13 protein-coding genes are annotated in these 15,321 nt (G+C 69.6%); 7 read left to right on the forward strand and 6 right to left on the reverse strand.

From position 1 onward, the window contains the following. Window positions 1-17 precede the first annotated feature (17 nt). From AB8M46_RS01095 to iolD, 6 genes are read left to right on the forward strand one after another with little or no spacing between them, the layout of a single operon-like run. Window positions 18-1,004, forward strand: coding sequence for a sugar ABC transporter substrate-binding protein (locus tag AB8M46_RS01095; protein WP_037342223.1), 987 nt, complete (start codon window positions 18-20; stop codon window positions 1,002-1,004). After that, window positions 1,001-2,035 carry an ABC transporter permease gene (locus tag AB8M46_RS01100; protein WP_037342222.1) on the forward strand — a complete coding sequence of 345 codons (1,035 nt, stop codon included), beginning with the start codon at window positions 1,001-1,003 and terminating at the stop codon, window positions 2,033-2,035. Before AB8M46_RS01095 ends, AB8M46_RS01100 begins: the two co-directional genes overlap by 4 nt. Continuing rightward, entirely contained in the window at window positions 2,032-2,817 is a 786-nt protein-coding gene (locus tag AB8M46_RS01105) for an ATP-binding cassette domain-containing protein (RefSeq protein WP_037342220.1), read from the forward strand. The genes AB8M46_RS01100 and AB8M46_RS01105 overlap by 4 nt, the downstream gene beginning before the upstream one ends. Beyond that, a complete protein-coding gene (iolC, locus tag AB8M46_RS01110; protein ID WP_394359291.1) occupies window positions 2,814-3,746 on the forward strand; it encodes a 5-dehydro-2-deoxygluconokinase in 933 nt (310 codons plus the stop codon). The genes AB8M46_RS01105 and iolC overlap by 4 nt, the downstream gene beginning before the upstream one ends. Then, window positions 3,743-4,633: a 5-deoxy-glucuronate isomerase gene (gene iolB, locus AB8M46_RS01115; protein ID WP_394359292.1), complete on the forward strand. Its 891-nt coding sequence runs from the start codon at window positions 3,743-3,745 to the stop codon at window positions 4,631-4,633. The genes iolC and iolB overlap by 4 nt, the downstream gene beginning before the upstream one ends. Beyond that, window positions 4,630-6,474, forward strand: coding sequence for a 3D-(3,5/4)-trihydroxycyclohexane-1,2-dione acylhydrolase (decyclizing) (gene iolD, locus AB8M46_RS01120; RefSeq protein WP_394359293.1), 1,845 nt, complete (start codon window positions 4,630-4,632; stop codon window positions 6,472-6,474). Before iolB ends, iolD begins: the two co-directional genes overlap by 4 nt. A 4-nt stretch (window positions 6,475-6,478) precedes the next feature. Here iolD and AB8M46_RS01125 read toward each other — a convergent pair whose 3' ends face one another. The 4 genes from AB8M46_RS01125 to AB8M46_RS01140 all read right to left on the reverse strand — a co-directional run bounded on the left by AB8M46_RS01125 (window position 6,479) and on the right by AB8M46_RS01140 (window position 12,598). Continuing rightward, window positions 6,479-7,345, reverse strand: coding sequence for an NAD(P)-dependent oxidoreductase (locus AB8M46_RS01125; RefSeq protein ID WP_394359294.1), 867 nt, complete (start codon window positions 7,343-7,345; stop codon window positions 6,479-6,481). A 100-nt stretch (window positions 7,346-7,445) separates the two neighbouring features. Continuing rightward, window positions 7,446-8,018 carry a TetR/AcrR family transcriptional regulator gene (locus tag AB8M46_RS01130; RefSeq protein ID WP_394359295.1) on the reverse strand — a complete coding sequence of 191 codons (573 nt, stop codon included), beginning with the start codon at window positions 8,016-8,018 and terminating at the stop codon, window positions 7,446-7,448. A 44-nt stretch (window positions 8,019-8,062) separates the two neighbouring features. Next, window positions 8,063-8,809, reverse strand: coding sequence for an arylmalonate decarboxylase (locus AB8M46_RS01135; protein ID WP_394359296.1), 747 nt, complete (start codon window positions 8,807-8,809; stop codon window positions 8,063-8,065). A 12-nt stretch (window positions 8,810-8,821) separates the two neighbouring features. Continuing rightward, on the reverse strand, window positions 8,822-12,598 hold the full coding sequence (locus tag AB8M46_RS01140) for an amino acid adenylation domain-containing protein (RefSeq protein ID WP_394359297.1): 3,777 nt from the start codon (window positions 12,596-12,598) through the stop codon (window positions 8,822-8,824). 167 nt (window positions 12,599-12,765) lie between these two features. Between AB8M46_RS01140 and AB8M46_RS01145 the strand changes: the two genes are divergently transcribed. Beyond that, the gene (locus AB8M46_RS01145) at window positions 12,766-13,632 is read left to right on the forward strand and encodes an alpha/beta hydrolase (protein WP_394359298.1); all 867 of its coding nucleotides are present in this window, start codon (window positions 12,766-12,768) and stop codon (window positions 13,630-13,632) included. Here the strand turns inward: AB8M46_RS01145 and AB8M46_RS01150 are convergent. Both AB8M46_RS01150 and AB8M46_RS01155 read right to left on the reverse strand, forming a co-directional pair. Next, on the reverse strand, window positions 13,601-14,659 hold the full coding sequence (locus AB8M46_RS01150; protein WP_394359299.1) for an NAD(P)-binding domain-containing protein: 1,059 nt from the start codon (window positions 14,657-14,659) through the stop codon (window positions 13,601-13,603). The two genes, AB8M46_RS01145 and AB8M46_RS01150, sit on opposite strands and share 32 nt — an antisense overlap. A gap of 27 nt (window positions 14,660-14,686) precedes the next feature. Next, window positions 14,687-15,319, reverse strand: coding sequence for an SRPBCC domain-containing protein (locus tag AB8M46_RS01155; RefSeq protein WP_037342207.1), 633 nt, complete (start codon window positions 15,317-15,319; stop codon window positions 14,687-14,689). Window positions 15,320-15,321: the final 2 nt, after the last annotated feature.

Consider the following 15,321-nt stretch of genomic DNA (forward strand, 5'->3'; position numbering starts at 1 on the left):
AGCGAGGAGAGACGACGATGTCCCATCGCTTGAAGAAGGTTTTGGTGGTCGTGGCGGGGCTGCTGCTCCTGTCCGCGTGCACCGGGCCGAAGGCCGAGGAGAAACCCGCCGCCGGCGCGGGCCCGGCGACGACCCAGCCCAGCGGGCCGCTGCGAGTGGCGGTCATCTCGCACGGCACGGCCGGTGACGCGTTCTGGAACGTGGTCAAGAACGGCGCCGAAGAGGCGGGCAGGCAGCTCGACGTCCAGGTCGAGTACAACTCGGACGGAGACCCCGGCAACCAGGCCAAGCTGATCGACAACGCGGTCGCCCAGCGGGTCGGCGGGCTCGTGGTGTCGATGGCGAACCCGGAGGCGCTCAAAACCTCGATCGAGAACGCGGTCCGCGCCGGGATCCCGGTCATCACCATCAACTCCGGTGAGGACAAGAGCGCGGCATACGGCGCGCTCACCCATGTCGGGCAGAACGAGACCATCGCGGGCGAGGAGGCCGGGAAGAAGTTCCGCGAGCTCGGCAAGAAGAAGCTGCTCTGCGTGGTCCACGAAGCGGGCAACGTCGGCCAGGCGCAACGCTGCGACGGCGCCAAGACCGGCTTCGCGGGCGACGTGCAGACCCTGCAGGTCGACATCAGCAACCCCACCGACGCCGAATCCCGGATCAGGGGCGCGGTGCAGACCGACTCCTCCCTCGACGCCGTCCTGACGCTGAACTCGCAGGTCGCCGCCCGTGCGGTGAGCGCGATCAAGGCGGTCGGCTCGAAGGCCCAGGTCGGCACGTTCGACCTCAACACCGACGTGGTCGGCGCGATCAAGGCGGGCGACGTGGTCTTCGCGGTCGATCAGCAGCAGTACGAGCAGGGCTATCTGCCGGTGCAGTTCCTCAAGCTCTACCGGGACAACGCGAACGTCGTCGGCGGCGGGAAGCCGGTGCTCACCGGGCCCGACCTGGTCGACAAATCCACTGTGGACACCGTCGGCCAGTACGTGCAAAGGGGCACGCGATGACAACCACCACCCTCGACGAACGGATCGCGAAACCGCGGCTGATGGACCGGCTGGTCGTCCGGCCCGAGATCGGCGCGCTGCTCGGCGCCGTCGTCGTCTTCCTGTTCTTCACCGTCGTCACCGACCAGTTCTTCAGCGGCAGCGGCGTGGCGACCTGGCTGGACGACGCCTCGACGCTCGGCATCATGGCGGTCGCGGTGTCCCTGCTGATGATCGGCGGCGAGTTCGACCTCTCCGCCGGGGTCATGACGGCGTCCACGGCGCTCGTCACCGCGACGCTGGCGACGCAGGCGGGCTGGAACGTCTGGCTCGCGCTGTTCGCTTCACTGGTCTTCGCCCTCGCGGTCGGCGCGTTCAACGGCTGGCTGGTGATGCGCACCGGGTTGCCCAGCTTCATCGTCACCCTGGGCACCTTCCTGGCCCTGCAAGGGCTCAACCTCGGCGTCACCCGCCTGGTCACCGGCACCGTCCAGGTTTCCGGGATGCGCTCGACCGACGGCTACGAGTCCGCCGGCTTCGTCTTCGCGTCCACTGTGGACATCGGTGGGACGGCGTTCCAGATCTCGATCCTCTGGTGGATCGGGTTCGCCGTGCTGGCGGCCTGGCTGCTGGTGAGGACCCGCTTCGGCAACTGGATCTTCGCCGTCGGCGGCTCCGCGCAGAGTTCGCGCGCGGTCGGGGTGCCGGTGGTGCGCACCAAGATCCTGCTGTTCATGACCACCGCGCTCGCCGCGTGGCTGGTCGGCTCGATCAACATCCTGCGGTTCGCGAGTGTCCAGGCGAACCAGGGCATCGGACTGGAGTTCCAGTACATCATCGCGGCCGTGATCGGCGGCTGCCTGCTGACCGGCGGGTTCGGTTCGGCGATCGGCGCCGCGATCGGCGCGCTGATCTTCGGTATGGCGCGGCAGGGAATCGTGTTCGCCCGCTGGGACAGCGACTGGTTCATGCTGTTCCTCGGGGTGATGCTGCTGTCCGCGGTCCTGGTCAACAACGCCTTCCGGCGGCGAGCGGAAAGGGTCCGGCGATGAGTCGTCTCCTCGAGGTGAAGGACGTCGGCAAGACCTACGGCAGCGTGATCGCGCTGCGCGACGTCTCCACCGTGGTCAACGCGGGCGAGGTCACCTGCGTGCTCGGCGACAACGGCGCCGGGAAGTCCACGTTGATCAAGATCCTGGCCGGAGTCCATCAGCACGACCGGGGCGAGTTCCTGGTCGAGGGCGAGCCGGTCAAGTTCGCCTCGCCGCGTGAAGCGCTCGATCGCGGGATCGCGACGGTGTACCAGGATCTCGCGGTCGTCCCGTTGATGAGCGTGTGGCGGAACTTCTTCCTCGGCTCCGAGCCGACGGTGGGTTTCGGCCCGTTCCGCGCGCTGGACCGGAAGAAGGGCCGCGAGACGACCAAGAAGGCGTTGTCCGACATGGGCATCGACCTGCGCGACGTCGAGCAGCCGGTCGGCACGCTCTCCGGTGGCGAGCGGCAGTGCGTCGCCATCGCGCGGGCGGTGTACTTCGGCGCGAAGGTGCTGATCCTCGACGAGCCGACGGCCGCGCTGGGCGTCAAACAGGCGGGGGTCGTGCTCAAGTACGTCGCGCAGGCCCGTGACCGCGGGCTCGGCGTCGTCCTGATCACGCACAACCCGCATCACGCGTATCCGGTGGCCGATCGTTTCCTGCTGCTCAAACGAGGCGCGTCACTCGGCGCCTACGAGAAGTCCGAGATCGACCTGGCCGAGCTGACCAGGCAGATGGCGGGCGGCGCGGAACTGGAAGCCCTCGAACACGAATTGCGAGCCGCGGAGTCCCCTTCATGACCGTTCTCGAAGCACTGACCGTCGGCCGGGTCGGGGTGGACCTCTACCCCGAACAGAGCGGCGTGCCGCTGGCCGGGGTCAGCACCTTCGCCAAATCGCTCGGCGGCACCGCGACCAACGTCGCGGTCGCCGCCGCGCGGCTCGGCCGCTCGACGTCGGTGCTGACGAAGGTCGGCCCGGACGGCTTCGGCGACTACGTGCGGCAAGCGCTGCGGGAGTTCGGCGTGTCCCCCGAGCACGTCGGGACGTCGGACGGGTTGCAGACGCCGGTGGTGTTCTGCTCGCTGGACCCGCCCGCGGATCCGCCGTTGCTGTTCTACCGGTCGCCGATCGCCCCGGATCTGACCATCGACGAACACGATGTGCCCTGGGACGTCGTGGAATCCGTTCCCCTGCTGTGGGTCACCGGGACCGGTGTCTCGGTCGAACCGGCGCGTTCCACCCAGCGCCGGATGCTCGAACGGCGCGGCCGCCGGTCGCATACCGTGCTGGACCTCGACTTCCGGCCGATGTTCTGGCCGGACACCGGGACGGCACGCGCGGAGATCGGCTGGATGCTCGACCACGTCACGGTCGCGGTCGGCAACCGCGCCGAGGCCGAGGTCGCCGTCGGCACGGCGGATCCCGACGAGGCCGCGTCCCGGATGCTGGCCAGGGGTGTCGAACTGGCGGTGATCAAGAAGGGCGCGGAGGGCGTGCTGGTGGCGACCGCCGAAGGCCGCTGGACCGTGCCGCCCCAGCGGGTGGAGGTCGTCTGCGGGCTCGGCGCCGGGGACGGTTTCGGCGGCGCGCTGATCCACGGTCTGCTCTCCGGCTGGGATCCGGTGCGCATCGCCACCTACGCCAACGCGGCGGGTGCGCTCGTCGCCTCGCGGCTCGCCTGCGCCGACGCCATGCCCACCGCCGACGAGATCGAGGAGTTGCTGTGAGCAAGCTGCACCGTCCACTCGGGACGCTTTCGGACGAGCGGGATCCGGTCCGGCTCACCCCGGACTCGGCGGGCTGGACCTACAGCGGGCTTCGGGTGCTCTCGCTGGCCGCCGGCGAAACCCGGTTGGTGCGCACCGGCGAATACGAAGCGTTCGTCCTGCCGCTGGCGGGATCGTGCACGGTCCGGGTCGACGGGCAGGTTTTCGAGCTGATGGGGCGGGATTCGGTGTTCACCCGCGTCACGGATTTCGCCTATGTTCCGCGCGACGCCGAAGTCGAGTTGTCGACAGCGGCGGGGATCGAGGTCGCGCTGCCGATGGCCCGCTGCGGCCGCCGTCTCGAACCACGCTACGGGCCGGCCGAGAACGTGCCGGTGGAGGTACGCGGGGCGGGGCAGGCGACCAGGCAGGTCACCAACTTCGGTGTACCGGGCGTCTGGGACCACGCGGACAAGCTGAACGCGTGCGAGCTGATCACGCCGGGCGGCAACTGGTCGTCGTACCCGCCGCACAAACACGACGAGGTGTCCGAATGCGAGGTCGTCAACGAGGAGATCTACTACTTCCGCATCGCCGGCCGCGACGGTGTGACCCCTTCCCGCGAAGGGTTCGGCCTGCACCGGACGTACACCGCCGACGGTGAGCTGGACGAAGACGTCGCGGTCCGGGACGGGGACGTCTTCCTGATCCCGCGCGGCTATCACGGTCCTTGCGTCGCCGCGCCGGGCTACCCGATGTACTACCTGAACGTCCTGGCCGGACCCGCCGACGAGCGGTCGATGGCGTTTTGCGACGACCCCGCGCACGGCTGGGTCCGCGACACCTGGAACGACCAGGAGCTCGACCCGCGCTGCCCGGTCACGAGCCATGAAGGGCGGGTCTCATGAAGCTGACCACGGCACAGGCCCTGGTGCGCTGGCTGCTCGCTCAGCGGTCGGAAACTCTCGCCGGGCGGGAAGTCCCGTTGTTCCCCGGGGTCTTCGCGATCTTCGGGCACGGCAACGTCCTCGGTCTCGGCACCGCGTTGGAGGAGTATCGCGACGAGCTTCCCGTGTGGCGCGGGCAGACCGAGCAGGGCATGGCGCTCGCGGCGGTCGGCTACGCCAAGGCGACACATCGGCGCCAGGTGGGCGTGGTGACGTCGTCGATCGGGCCCGGCGCGCTGAACATGGTCACCGCGGCCGGGGTCGCGCACGCGAACCGGCTGCCGGTCCTGCTGCTCCCCGGCGACACCTTCACCAGCCGCGCCCCGGATCCGGTGCTCCAGCAGGTGGAGCATTTCGGCGATCCGACGGCCACGGTCAACGACGCCTTCCGCGCGGTGAGCCGGTACTTCGACCGGATCACCCGGCCGGAGCAGCTGCTCTCGACGTTGCCACAGGTCGCCAGGGTGCTGACCGATCCGGCGGACGCGGGGCCGGTGACGCTGGCACTCCCCCAGGACGTCCAGGCCGAGACCTACGACTTCCCGGAAGCGTTGTTCGCGCCGGTGACCCATCGCCCGCAGCGGCCGCGGCCCGATCGCCGGGCGCTCACCGAAGCGGCGGGCGTGCTGCGGGCCGCGCGGAAACCGTTGCTGGTACTCGGCGGTGGCGTCCGGTATTCCGGCGCGGGTGAGCGTGCGCTGGCCTTCGCCGGGCGGCACGGTATCCCGGTCACCGAAACCACGGCGGGACGCACGCTCGTGCCGCACGGCCATCCCCTGCACGCCGGTCCGCTCGGCGTCACGGGCTCGACCTCGGCGAACATGCTCGCCGCCGAGGCCGACGTCGTGCTGGCCGTCGGCACGCGGTTGCAGGACTTCACCACGGCGTCCTGGACGGTGTTCTCCCCCGATGTCCGGCTGATCACCTTGAACGCCGCCCGGTTCGACGCCGTCAAGCACGGCGCGCTGGCCGTCGTGGGCGACGCCGACGCGGGTCTCGTGGATTTGTCGGCCCAGCTCGAAAACTGGCGGGTTGATCCACTGTGGACAGAGCGGGCCGCGGCGGAGCGGGGCCGCTGGGACACGCATATCGACACCCTGCGCGCCGTTTCCGGCGAAGTGCCGACGTATGCCCAGGTCGTCGGCGCGGTCAACGATCTCTCCGAGCCGCACGACTACGTGATGACCGCTTCCGGCGGGATGCCGGGCGAGCTCATCGGCGGCTGGCGCGGATCGGGCTCGATCAGCATGGACGTCGAGTACGGGTTCTCCTGCATGGGTTACGAGCTCGCGGGCGCGTGGGGTGCGGCGATGGCGCATACCGAGGGCCTCGTCACCACGATGCTCGGCGATGGTTCGTACCTGATGCTGAACTCGGAACTGTTCTCGGCCGCCTTCGCCGGGCATCCTTTCGTGGCGGTGGTCTGCGACAACGACGGTTACGCGGTCATCGCGCGGCTGCAGGAGGGGCAGGGCGGCAAACCGTTCAACAACCTCCTCGGCGACTGCCGGAGCGCGCACACCACTCCCCCTCGGGTCGACTTCGCGCGGCACGCGGAGTCGCTGGGGTGCGCGGTGTTCCCGGCGTCCACTGTGGACGACGTGCGTGCGGCCTACGCGAAGGCGCGGGAAGCCGCGGTGGCCGGAAAGCGACCGGCGGTGGTCGTGGTGCGGACCCGGCCGGACTCGTGGACCGAGGCCGGCGCGTGGTGGGAAGTCGGCGTTCCGGAGCACCTCTCGGGAAGGGAGGGGATCGAGCGCGGGAAGGCCGCCCAGGTCCGGTACCTGTCCGACCGCATTTAGAGGACTAAACGCGGTCGGTGAAGCTGGCGAAGTAGCCGGCCGCCATGTCCTCGTCGCCGTGCCCGGCCTCGGACGCGCGGGCGAAACGGGCTCGCCCGGCTTCGACGGCGTCCATCCGGACGCCGGCGCGGGCCGCGGCGGCCAGGACGAGCCGGGCGTCCTTCTCGGCGTTGTCGACCGAGAAGGCGGTGGTGTAGTCGTCGTTGAGGATCGCGGCGGATTTGGCCTGGAAGTAGCCGTTGTCCATCGGGCCGCCGGTGACGACGTCGACGAAGTGCCGCGGGTCGACACCGAGCCCTTCGGCCAGCGCGAGCGCCTCGCCGACGCCGTGGGTCAGCGCGATCACCCAGGTGTTCAGCACGAGCTTGAGCCTGCTCGCGGCGCCGGTGCGGCCGTCTTCGCCGACCCACAGCGTGCGCTTGCCGATCGCGTCGAACAGCGGCTGGACGGTCTCGCGAACCTCGGCCGCGCCCGCCGCCAGCACGATCAACTGGCCCTGTTCGGCGGGCTGGCGGGTGCCCTGCACCGGTGCGTCGACGAAGACGAGACCCTGCTCGTCGGCGTACTTGGCCAGCTCCTCGACGGCGTCGCCGACGGTGCTGAGCTGCACCCAGATCGTGCCCGCGGCGGGGGCGGCCGCGCGGATGGCCTCCAGCACCGCCTGGCCGTCCGTGAGGACCGTGATCACGACACGCGCGCCTTCGACGGCTTCCGCGGCGCTCCCCGCGACCTCGACACCATGCTCGGCGAGGGCTTCGGCCTTGGCCGCGGTGCGGTTCCAGGCCCGGACCGCGAACCCGGCCTTGCTCAGATTGCGCGCGACCGGGGCGCCGATGATTCCGGTGCCGAGCACCGCGACGGTCTCCGTCATGAGTCTGTACTACTCCTTGCCGATAGTGGAATGGTCGTTAAAGAACTCGGACACAAGAAATCCGTGTGAGGGCTGGGGTTCTGTCACGAAACCTGGAACATCACAACGCCTGGATGGTGGTTTCGACTACCTGGGTGAGTGCCTGCCGGTCCGCGGTCTTGCCGAGAACCCGCAGTCCGTACATCGCGGCGAGGGTGAACCGCGCCAACGCCCGCGGATCGCCGCCGATCTCGCCCTGCTCCCGGGCGGCGGCGAACTCGGCGTGGAACGCGTTCTCCACCCGCTCGAAGTTGTGGCGGACGCGGGCGGTGACCTCGTCGTCGATGCCGCCGAGTTCGAGGGCGGCGTTGACCGCCAGGCAGCCGCGATGCGCGTCGGACGGGTCCAGCTCGTCGGCGACGACGTCCATCAGGACACGTCTGATCCGCGCCCGGATGGTGCCCGGCGCGGCCAGCATCTCCTCGACCCTGGTCGCGGACGTCTCCTCGTAGCGCCGAAGCGCCTGGCTGAACAGCTGCTGCTTGCCCGAAAACGTGTTGTACAGGCTGCCCCGTCCGAGCCCGGTGCCGTCGACCAGGTCCTGGGCCGACGTGGCGGCGTACCCCTTGCGCCAGAACGTGCCGACCGCGGCGTCGAGCACCTCGGTGGGATCGAAACCCTTGGGGCGGGGCATACCGCCCAGCATCCCACGTTCTGTAACGATCAGTCAAATACCGGTCAATGCTCCGCCAGTAGGGAGCCGAAGCCGCGCACGCGATCGGCGACGCCGTTCTGCCGCAGGGCGTGCCAGTACAGGACGACGTTGTTCGAGAGCACCGGTTTGCCGAGCCAGAACTCGGCGGTCGCCGCGAGCCGCGCCATGGCGACATTGGTGCCGACCTGGACGATGGCCTCGACGTCGGCGTGGTCGATCTCCTTGACCGCGTCGCGGAGCGCGGTCTCGGAGATGTGCGAGATCTTGGCCGGGCTGGGCATGCCGAGACCGTGGACGCGCAGCAGGTCGTAGCCGCTGTCGCCGAAGAAACGGCGCACCGGACCATCGCCGACCGGCAGGTAGGGCGTGATGACCGCGATCCGGCGGGCGCCGTACGCGGCGAGCGCGGCGTCGATCGCGTCCGGGCTCATCGTCACCGGACGCCCGCCCGCGGTCTCCCGCATCACGCCGAGGACGCGGCCGTGCGCCTCCGTTCCCTCCCAATGGCTCTCCGGGGAGACCCCGATGATCACGCAGTCGGGGTCGCAGCCGACGACACCGCGGATCGCCTGCCCCGTCGACCGCCGGATCCCGTGCATGACGTGGTCGAATCCGGGTTCGTCGACCATCGGGTCGTCGGCGATCACCATCCGGCCGGTGTGGTTGGTGACGCCGTCGGGGCGCAGCGCGTCCAGTTCCGGCTGCGCCGAGGTGTTGGTGGACGGGACGACGACGCCGACCTTGAGGCGGGGACCGAGGGAGTCGGGCACTAGCGCTTCTCCTTAGCTCAGCCGGGCACGGATCGCCGAAACCAGTTCGGCGACCCCGTTCTCCTTGAGGACGCTGTAGTGATCGCCTTCGAGCGTCACGACCTCCGGTGGCGTGGCCGAGTACCCGGAGCTGTTCTCGACGAACGAGTAGTCGTCGCCGTCGGCCTTGAACAGCGTCACCCGGGCCGCGATCCGCCGCCGCGCGAGTTCACGGAAGGTGTAGTCGAACTCGTAGGTCTCCTCGACGATCCGGACGATCCGCCGGATCAGCTGCTCGCCAAGCGCGGGAAGCAGCTTCGCCACGAAGGCCACGAAGCCGTCTTCGTCGCGGACCGTTTCCCGGCAGGCCACCGTTTCGGGCCCGGAGATCGAGCCGAGGAAGACCGACAGCAGGATCGTCAGGTACGCCGGGTTCGAGTAGCTCGCCACCCGCTCGCCGCCGACCTCGGGATTGCCCGGGCAGATCAGCAGCAGATCCGCCACCCGCTGCCCCTGCTGTTCCAGCTGCCAGGCCGTTTCGAAGGCCACCCGCGCGCCGAACGAGTAGCCCCACAGCGTGTACGGCCCCTCCGGCTGGACGCGCCGGATCTCGGCGACGTCGGCCTTCGCCATCTCTTCGACTGTGGCGTAAGGCGTCTCGCCCGCGTTGATCCCGTGGGCCTGCACGCCGTAGAACGGCCGCCCGAGGCCGCTTTCCGAAGCCAGCGACCGCAGGTTCATCGGATAGCCACCCAGACCTGGCCAGCAGAACACCGGACGACCTTCGCCGGTCGCCAGCGGGACCAACCGTGACGACGGCCCGGCGGAGTCCTCGCCGATACAGGCGGCCAGATCGGCCAGCTTCGGGCATTCGAAGACGACCTGCAACGGCAGCCGGGTGCCGTACTCGCGATTGATCCGGTTCACCAGGGAGACCGCGGTCAGCGAGTTGCCTCCCGCGGCGAAGAAGTCGTCGCGCGCCGAGACGTCGTCGTAGTTCAGCGCCTTGCCCCACACTCCGGCCAGCCACCGTTCGCGGCTCGTCGAGGGAGCGACATAGGGCGCGCCCGTGCTCGCGGAACGGACGGCGTCGGTCTCCGCCAGCGCGTGCGCGTCGACCTTTCCGTTGGCGGTCAACGGCAACGCGTCCAGCACCAGCACCCGGTTCGGGATCATGTAGTCGGGCAGGGTGGTCGCGAGTTCGTCGCGGATGATCTCCGCCGGGCCCTTCATGTGCACGGCGTCTTCGCGCATGCCCTCGCTGAGTACCTGCTCCGGGCTCACCTTGCCGCCGACGAAGAAGTACGACGGCCCCGGAGCGATCCCCTGTCCGGCGAGGATGTCGTCGATCCGCCGGGCGGCCGGCAACGGGTTGCCGCTCTTCGAGCTGTAACCCGACGACATGAACCCGAACCCCGAACCGTTGCGCTGCAAGTGATGCAGCTTCGCGCCGAGACCGATGTACCCCAGCCGCCCGTCGGCGGTGCGGCTCACCGCGGTGATACCGAAGGCCGCGCGTCCGTACACCTGCTGGTTGATCGCGATCACGTGCTTGGCCTCGATGAGCTTGCCGGAGATCCGTTCGAAGTCACCGCCGCGCCAGCGGTAGGTCCCGGCGGGCAGGCCCTCGACGCGGTCCGGATGCGCTTGGACGAACAGCTCGACGTCGTCCCGCCGACGCTCGCCATCGTTGGCGTGCAAGGAGAACGTGCCGAGGTAGTGGTCTTCGGCGGCGGCACCGGCCCGCGCGGCGACCGTGGGATCGGACGCCGCCGGACTGATCGCGAGGCCGTATCCGGGCAGGATCTCCTCGAACACCCCGACCATGTGTCCGGTCTCGAACTCGAGGACCTCGCGGATGTTGTTCTTGTAGACCGGTTCGATGGCGCCGTTACGCCCGATGAAGTGCACCGAGTGCCCGGTGCCCGTGCTCTCGCCGATCCGGACCAGCGTGTGGTCGATGGGGTGGTGGTAGTACAGCCCGGCGCCGAGACCGTCGAGACCGCTGGTCTCCAGGTAGAGCTGCGTCGCGTACAGCGCGCCCGGTGAGGCGTACGCGTACTTCGGCAGCAACCGCTCGTCGCTGTGGAACCGGCCGAACCACCGGAGCAGCTCACCCAGTTCGGCGAACGCGAGCTCGCCGGGTTCGCGTGAATATGTGCGAACCGGCTCCGGTGCCAGGAGCGCGGCGAGGTCGTCGCGGGTGACCGCGCCGCCCTCGTAATAGCGATACGTCTTGCGGGCGAAGACTTCCCGCCGCTGAAGACCGGTCTCCCGCTTGCCCGGCAACGCGACGGTGGGGAAGCCCGCGACGTCGCGGACACCGGGATTCGACAGCTGCGCCTTGACCTGCAGCTTGCTGGCCTTCGACTGGTGGTGCCCGCCGTGGTTGCCCTGATCCATCACCGCGGCTTCGCGCGGATTCAGCTCCACACAGGCGACGAGCGCCTTCGAGCCGGTCCGCGCGTCGTCGGTCACCACCGCCGCGGCCCGGCGCACCCAGGTGTGCTCCTCGATCGCCACCGCGATCTCGTCCAGCTCGACGCGGTAGCCGCGCAGCTTCACCTGGTTGTCGGCACGGCCGACGAACTGGAGGGTGCCGTCGGGGTTCCACTGGACGAGGTCGCCGGTGCGGTACAGCCGTCCGGTCGGCACGAACGGATTCGGCACGAACTTCTCGGCCGTCTGCTCCGGCCGGTTCAGGTAGCCCCGCGCGAGCTGCACGCCGCCGATGTACAGCTCGCCCGTCTCCCCGATGTCGACCGGGGAGAGGGCGTCGTCGAGCACGAAGCACTCGGTGTCGTCGACCGGCACGCCGATCGGGACCGTTCCGGCGCTCTCGTCGATCGTGTCCGGGTCGACGACGTGGGCGGTCGCGTTGATCGTGCATTCGGTCGGCCCGTAGAGGTTGATCAGCCGTGCCGACGGCAGCTCACCGGCGAGATCCTTGGCGAGCCGCCGCGAAAGCGCCTCGCCTCCGGAGAACAGTTTTCGCAGCGTGGTGCAGGTCGCGAGACGTTCGGTGTCGAGCAACGCCTGCAGCAGCGTCGGAACACACTGCAAGGTCGTGACGCCGTGCTTCACCACCGTGTCGATCAGGGCTTCGGGATCCCGGAAACTCCCCGGCGCGCTCATCACCACGCGGGCGCCGGCGGCGGGCGCGAGGATCTCCCATTGCGCGGCGTCGAAGCTCATCGGCGTCTTCTGCAGCACCGTGACGTCCGTGTCCAGGTGACCGCAGTCCCGCAGCCAGCGCAGCTGCGACACGACACTGTGGTGCTCGATCATCACGCCCTTCGGTTTCCCGGTGCTGCCGGAGGTGTAGATGACGTACGCGAGCGACTCCGGCCGGGGACCGCGCGGTACGCCGGTCGCTCCGGAGTCCGTCACCGAGACGATCCGTGTCCCGGCTGGCACCAGCCCGGCCAGGCGCCCGGCGAGATGCGGCTGTGTGACGACGACGCCGGTCCCGCTGTCTTCGAGCATGTACCGCAGCCGGTCTTCCGGATATTCCGGGGACAACGGCAGATAAGCCGCGCCGGAGGCGAGAATTCCCCACGCGCCGATCATCAGGTCCGCGGAGGGCTCGACGTGCAGGCCGACGGTGTCGTCCACTCCGATTCCCAGCTCGGCGAGATACGCGGCGAGTCCCGCGCTCGCTTCTTCGAGTCCGCGGAAGGTCAGTTCCCGGTCGCCGTCGACGACGGCCACCGCCTCCGGCCGCGTCTGGGACCACTGCCCGAGCAGATCCGTGAGGCAGGTTCCGGAACGGACGCGATGCGGCGGTGCGAGGTGGTCGATCGGTGGCATGGTCATCCCCCAGTGCGAATTCCGTGGTTTTCGTTTCCACTGCCAAAGGAGTGATGCGGTCTTCCCGAGATACCGGCCGATAAACGAGAACGCCCGGCCGTCCCTTCTTTGCCACCCTTTGGGGCGACCGCCGGTTTCGAGCGTTCGATTCCGCCACAATCGAACGCATGATTCCCACTTTCGTCTTCGTGCACGGTTCGGGAAGTTCGGCACACGCCTGGACGGCCACTCAGCGGGAAATGGCGCTGCGCGGACATCGGACGCTCGCGATCGATCTCCCCGGCAGGGGCGCGGGATTCACCAGGGCCTATCACGAACAGGACCTCGAAACCTTCGCGGCCGAGCCGTCGGTGATGAGCGACGTGACCGCGGCCGACTTCGTCCGGCCGGTCGTCGAGGCGGTCCAGCGGGTGCGCCACCACGGCCCCGTCGTCCTCGTCGCGCACAGTTTCGGCGGGCTCCCGGTGACCGCCGCCGCCAACGCGATCCCCGAGCTGATAGACCGGGTCGTCTACGTCGCCGCGCAGTGCCCGGTGGACCGCCACCCCGGCGAGTACGCGATGTCGCCCGAATGGGCTTCCGGCGACTTCTTCTCCGCGATGGCGCCCCTTTTCGTCGGTGATCCGGCGCGCCAGGGATTCGTCCGGATCAACTGGCGTGGCGCCGACCGCGCACAACGCGAGGCGCTGCGGAAGGCCATCGCCGCCGAACTCACCGAGGAGCAGTTCCTCCATGTCGTCGTCACGAGCCAGCCGGACGAGGTGTCCTGGCTGACCGGTCAGGAGTGGGACCACCGCGCCGACAAGGATTCCTGGGGCCGGATCCCGCATACGTTCGTGCGACTGACCGGCGACCGGTCCATGCCGCTCGCCGTGCAGGACCGCTACATCGCCGAGGGCGACGCGCTCACTCCGGACAACCCGTTCGACGTCCACGACCTCGCGAGCAGCCACGCCGGTTTCTTCCGGCGGCCCACCGATCTGGCCGCGATCCTCGACCGGCTCAGCGTCCGAGCAGGCGCCGGATCTCGGTGACGGCCGCGCGGCCCGCCCGGTTCGCGCCGACGGTGCTGGCGGACGGGCCGTAGCCGACCAGGTGCAGCCGCGGTTCGGCGACGACGCGGGTGCCGTCCATCCGGATCCCGCCCCCGGCGGCGCGCAGGTGCAGCGGCGCCAGATGGTCGATCGCGGCACGGAACCCGGTGGCCCACAGGATGACGTCGGCGGGCTCGAAGGTGCCGTCCGACCACTCCACACCGTCCGGCGTGATCCGGTGGAACATCGGGCGACGGTCGAGGACGCCCGCGTCCAGCCCCGCGCGTACTTCGGGGGTCACGGCCAGATCGGTCACGCTGACGACGCTTTCCGGCGGGAGGCCCTCGCGGACGCGCCGGTCGACCTTCGCGACCGCCTCGCGGCCCCAGTCCTCGCTGAACGGCTCTTCGCGCCACACCGGCGGGCGCCGGGTCACCCAGCGCGTCGACCGCGCGAACGGCGCGATCTCCAGCAGCAGCTGGACGGCCGACGAACCACCGCCGACCACGACGACCCGCTTCCCGCGGAAGGCCTCGACGCCGGTGTAGTCGGCGGTGTGCAGCTGGCGGCCCCGGAAGGTCTCCTGCCCCGGATAGTGCGGCCAGAACGGCCGGTCCCAGGTGCCGGTCGCGCTGATCACCGCCCGCGCGGCCCACGTTTCCGCCGCGCTCGCCACCATCAGCCGATCTTCCCCTGCGCTCACCGACAGGACATCGACCGGACGATGGACCGGGAGGTCGTACGTGCGCTCGAAGCGGCCGAAGTACTCGGAGACGACGTCGGCGGCGGGCAGCTTCGGATCCGGGGTGCCGAGGGCCATCCCGGGAAGGTCGTAGATGCCGTGGACCTTCTCGACGATCAGCGAAGGCCACCGGTACTGCCACGCGCCGCCAGGCCGTTTGCCGTGGTCGAGCACGACGAAACCCGCCTCGTTGGCGAATCCCGCGCGGCGCAGGTGATACGCCGCCGACAGACCGGCCTGGCCCGCCCCGATCACCGCCACGTCGACTTCGTGATCCGCCTTCATACCCGGTTCAACGGTGGCGGCCCCCGACTATTTCGTCCGCTGCGTCACAGCTCTGACGATGGCGACGATCAGCAGCACCCCGGCGACGGCCACCAGCACCGGAGCCACCCGTTTGACCACGGATTCGCCCGCGTACTCCATCAGATCGATGGCTTCGCCCTCCGACACCGGCTTCACCGCCTTCAACGGCGGGTGTTCCTTCGGTTTCTCAGGTTCAGGGGTACCGAGCTTGCCGGAAAGGCACTCCGCGAACGAGTCGAGGATCTTCCCGCCGACCTCGGAGATCATCCCTCGCCCGAACTGCGCCGGCTTCCCGGTGACGGCCAGCTCCGTGGCGACGGCGCCGTGTGTGACGCCGTCCTTCTCGGTCAGGGTGAGCGTCACGGTCGCCGACGCCGTGCCCGCCCCTCGGGCGTCTTTGCCCGCGGCCTTGATCACCACCTTCTTCGCGTCGGCGTCCTTCTCGACGAAATGGCCGGTTCCCTTGTAGAGCAGGGAGATCGGCCCGAGCTTGACCTTCACCGTGCCTTTGAAGGCGTCCCCGTCGACCTCGGTGACGGTGGCGCCCGGCATGCACGGCGCCACCCGTTCCGGGTCGACGACGGCCTTCCAGACCTCGCCGACCGGGGCGGGAACGGTGAATTCGTGGTCGAGCCGCACGG

The sequence above is a fragment of the Amycolatopsis sp. SB7-3 genome (assembly GCF_041021335.1).
In the GTDB taxonomy this organism is placed as follows: Bacteria; Actinomycetota; Actinomycetes; order Mycobacteriales; family Pseudonocardiaceae; genus Amycolatopsis; species Amycolatopsis japonica.

What these genes read in the sequence shown, in the direction of transcription:
- AB8M46_RS01095 (WP_037342223.1), top strand. Translation starts at nt 18, where the DNA reads ATGTCCCATCGCTTGAAGAAGGTTTTGGTGGTCGTGGCGGGGCTGCTG.
- AB8M46_RS01100 (WP_037342222.1), top strand. Translation starts at nt 1,001, where the DNA reads ATGACAACCACCACCCTCGACGAACGGATCGCGAAACCGCGGCTGATG.
- AB8M46_RS01105 (WP_037342220.1), top strand. Translation starts at nt 2,032, where the DNA reads ATGAGTCGTCTCCTCGAGGTGAAGGACGTCGGCAAGACCTACGGCAGC.
- iolC (WP_394359291.1), top strand. Translation starts at nt 2,814, where the DNA reads ATGACCGTTCTCGAAGCACTGACCGTCGGCCGGGTCGGGGTGGACCTC.
- iolD (WP_394359293.1), top strand. Translation starts at nt 4,630, where the DNA reads ATGAAGCTGACCACGGCACAGGCCCTGGTGCGCTGGCTGCTCGCTCAG.
- AB8M46_RS01125 (WP_394359294.1), bottom strand. Translation starts at nt 7,345, where the DNA reads ATGACGGAGACCGTCGCGGTGCTCGGCACCGGAATCATCGGCGCCCCG.
- AB8M46_RS01130 (WP_394359295.1), bottom strand. Translation starts at nt 8,018, where the DNA reads ATGCCCCGCCCCAAGGGTTTCGATCCCACCGAGGTGCTCGACGCCGCG.
- AB8M46_RS01140 (WP_394359297.1), bottom strand. Translation starts at nt 12,598, where the DNA reads ATGCCACCGATCGACCACCTCGCACCGCCGCATCGCGTCCGTTCCGGA.
- AB8M46_RS01145 (WP_394359298.1), top strand. Translation starts at nt 12,766, where the DNA reads ATGATTCCCACTTTCGTCTTCGTGCACGGTTCGGGAAGTTCGGCACAC.
- AB8M46_RS01150 (WP_394359299.1), bottom strand. Translation starts at nt 14,659, where the DNA reads ATGAAGGCGGATCACGAAGTCGACGTGGCGGTGATCGGGGCGGGCCAG.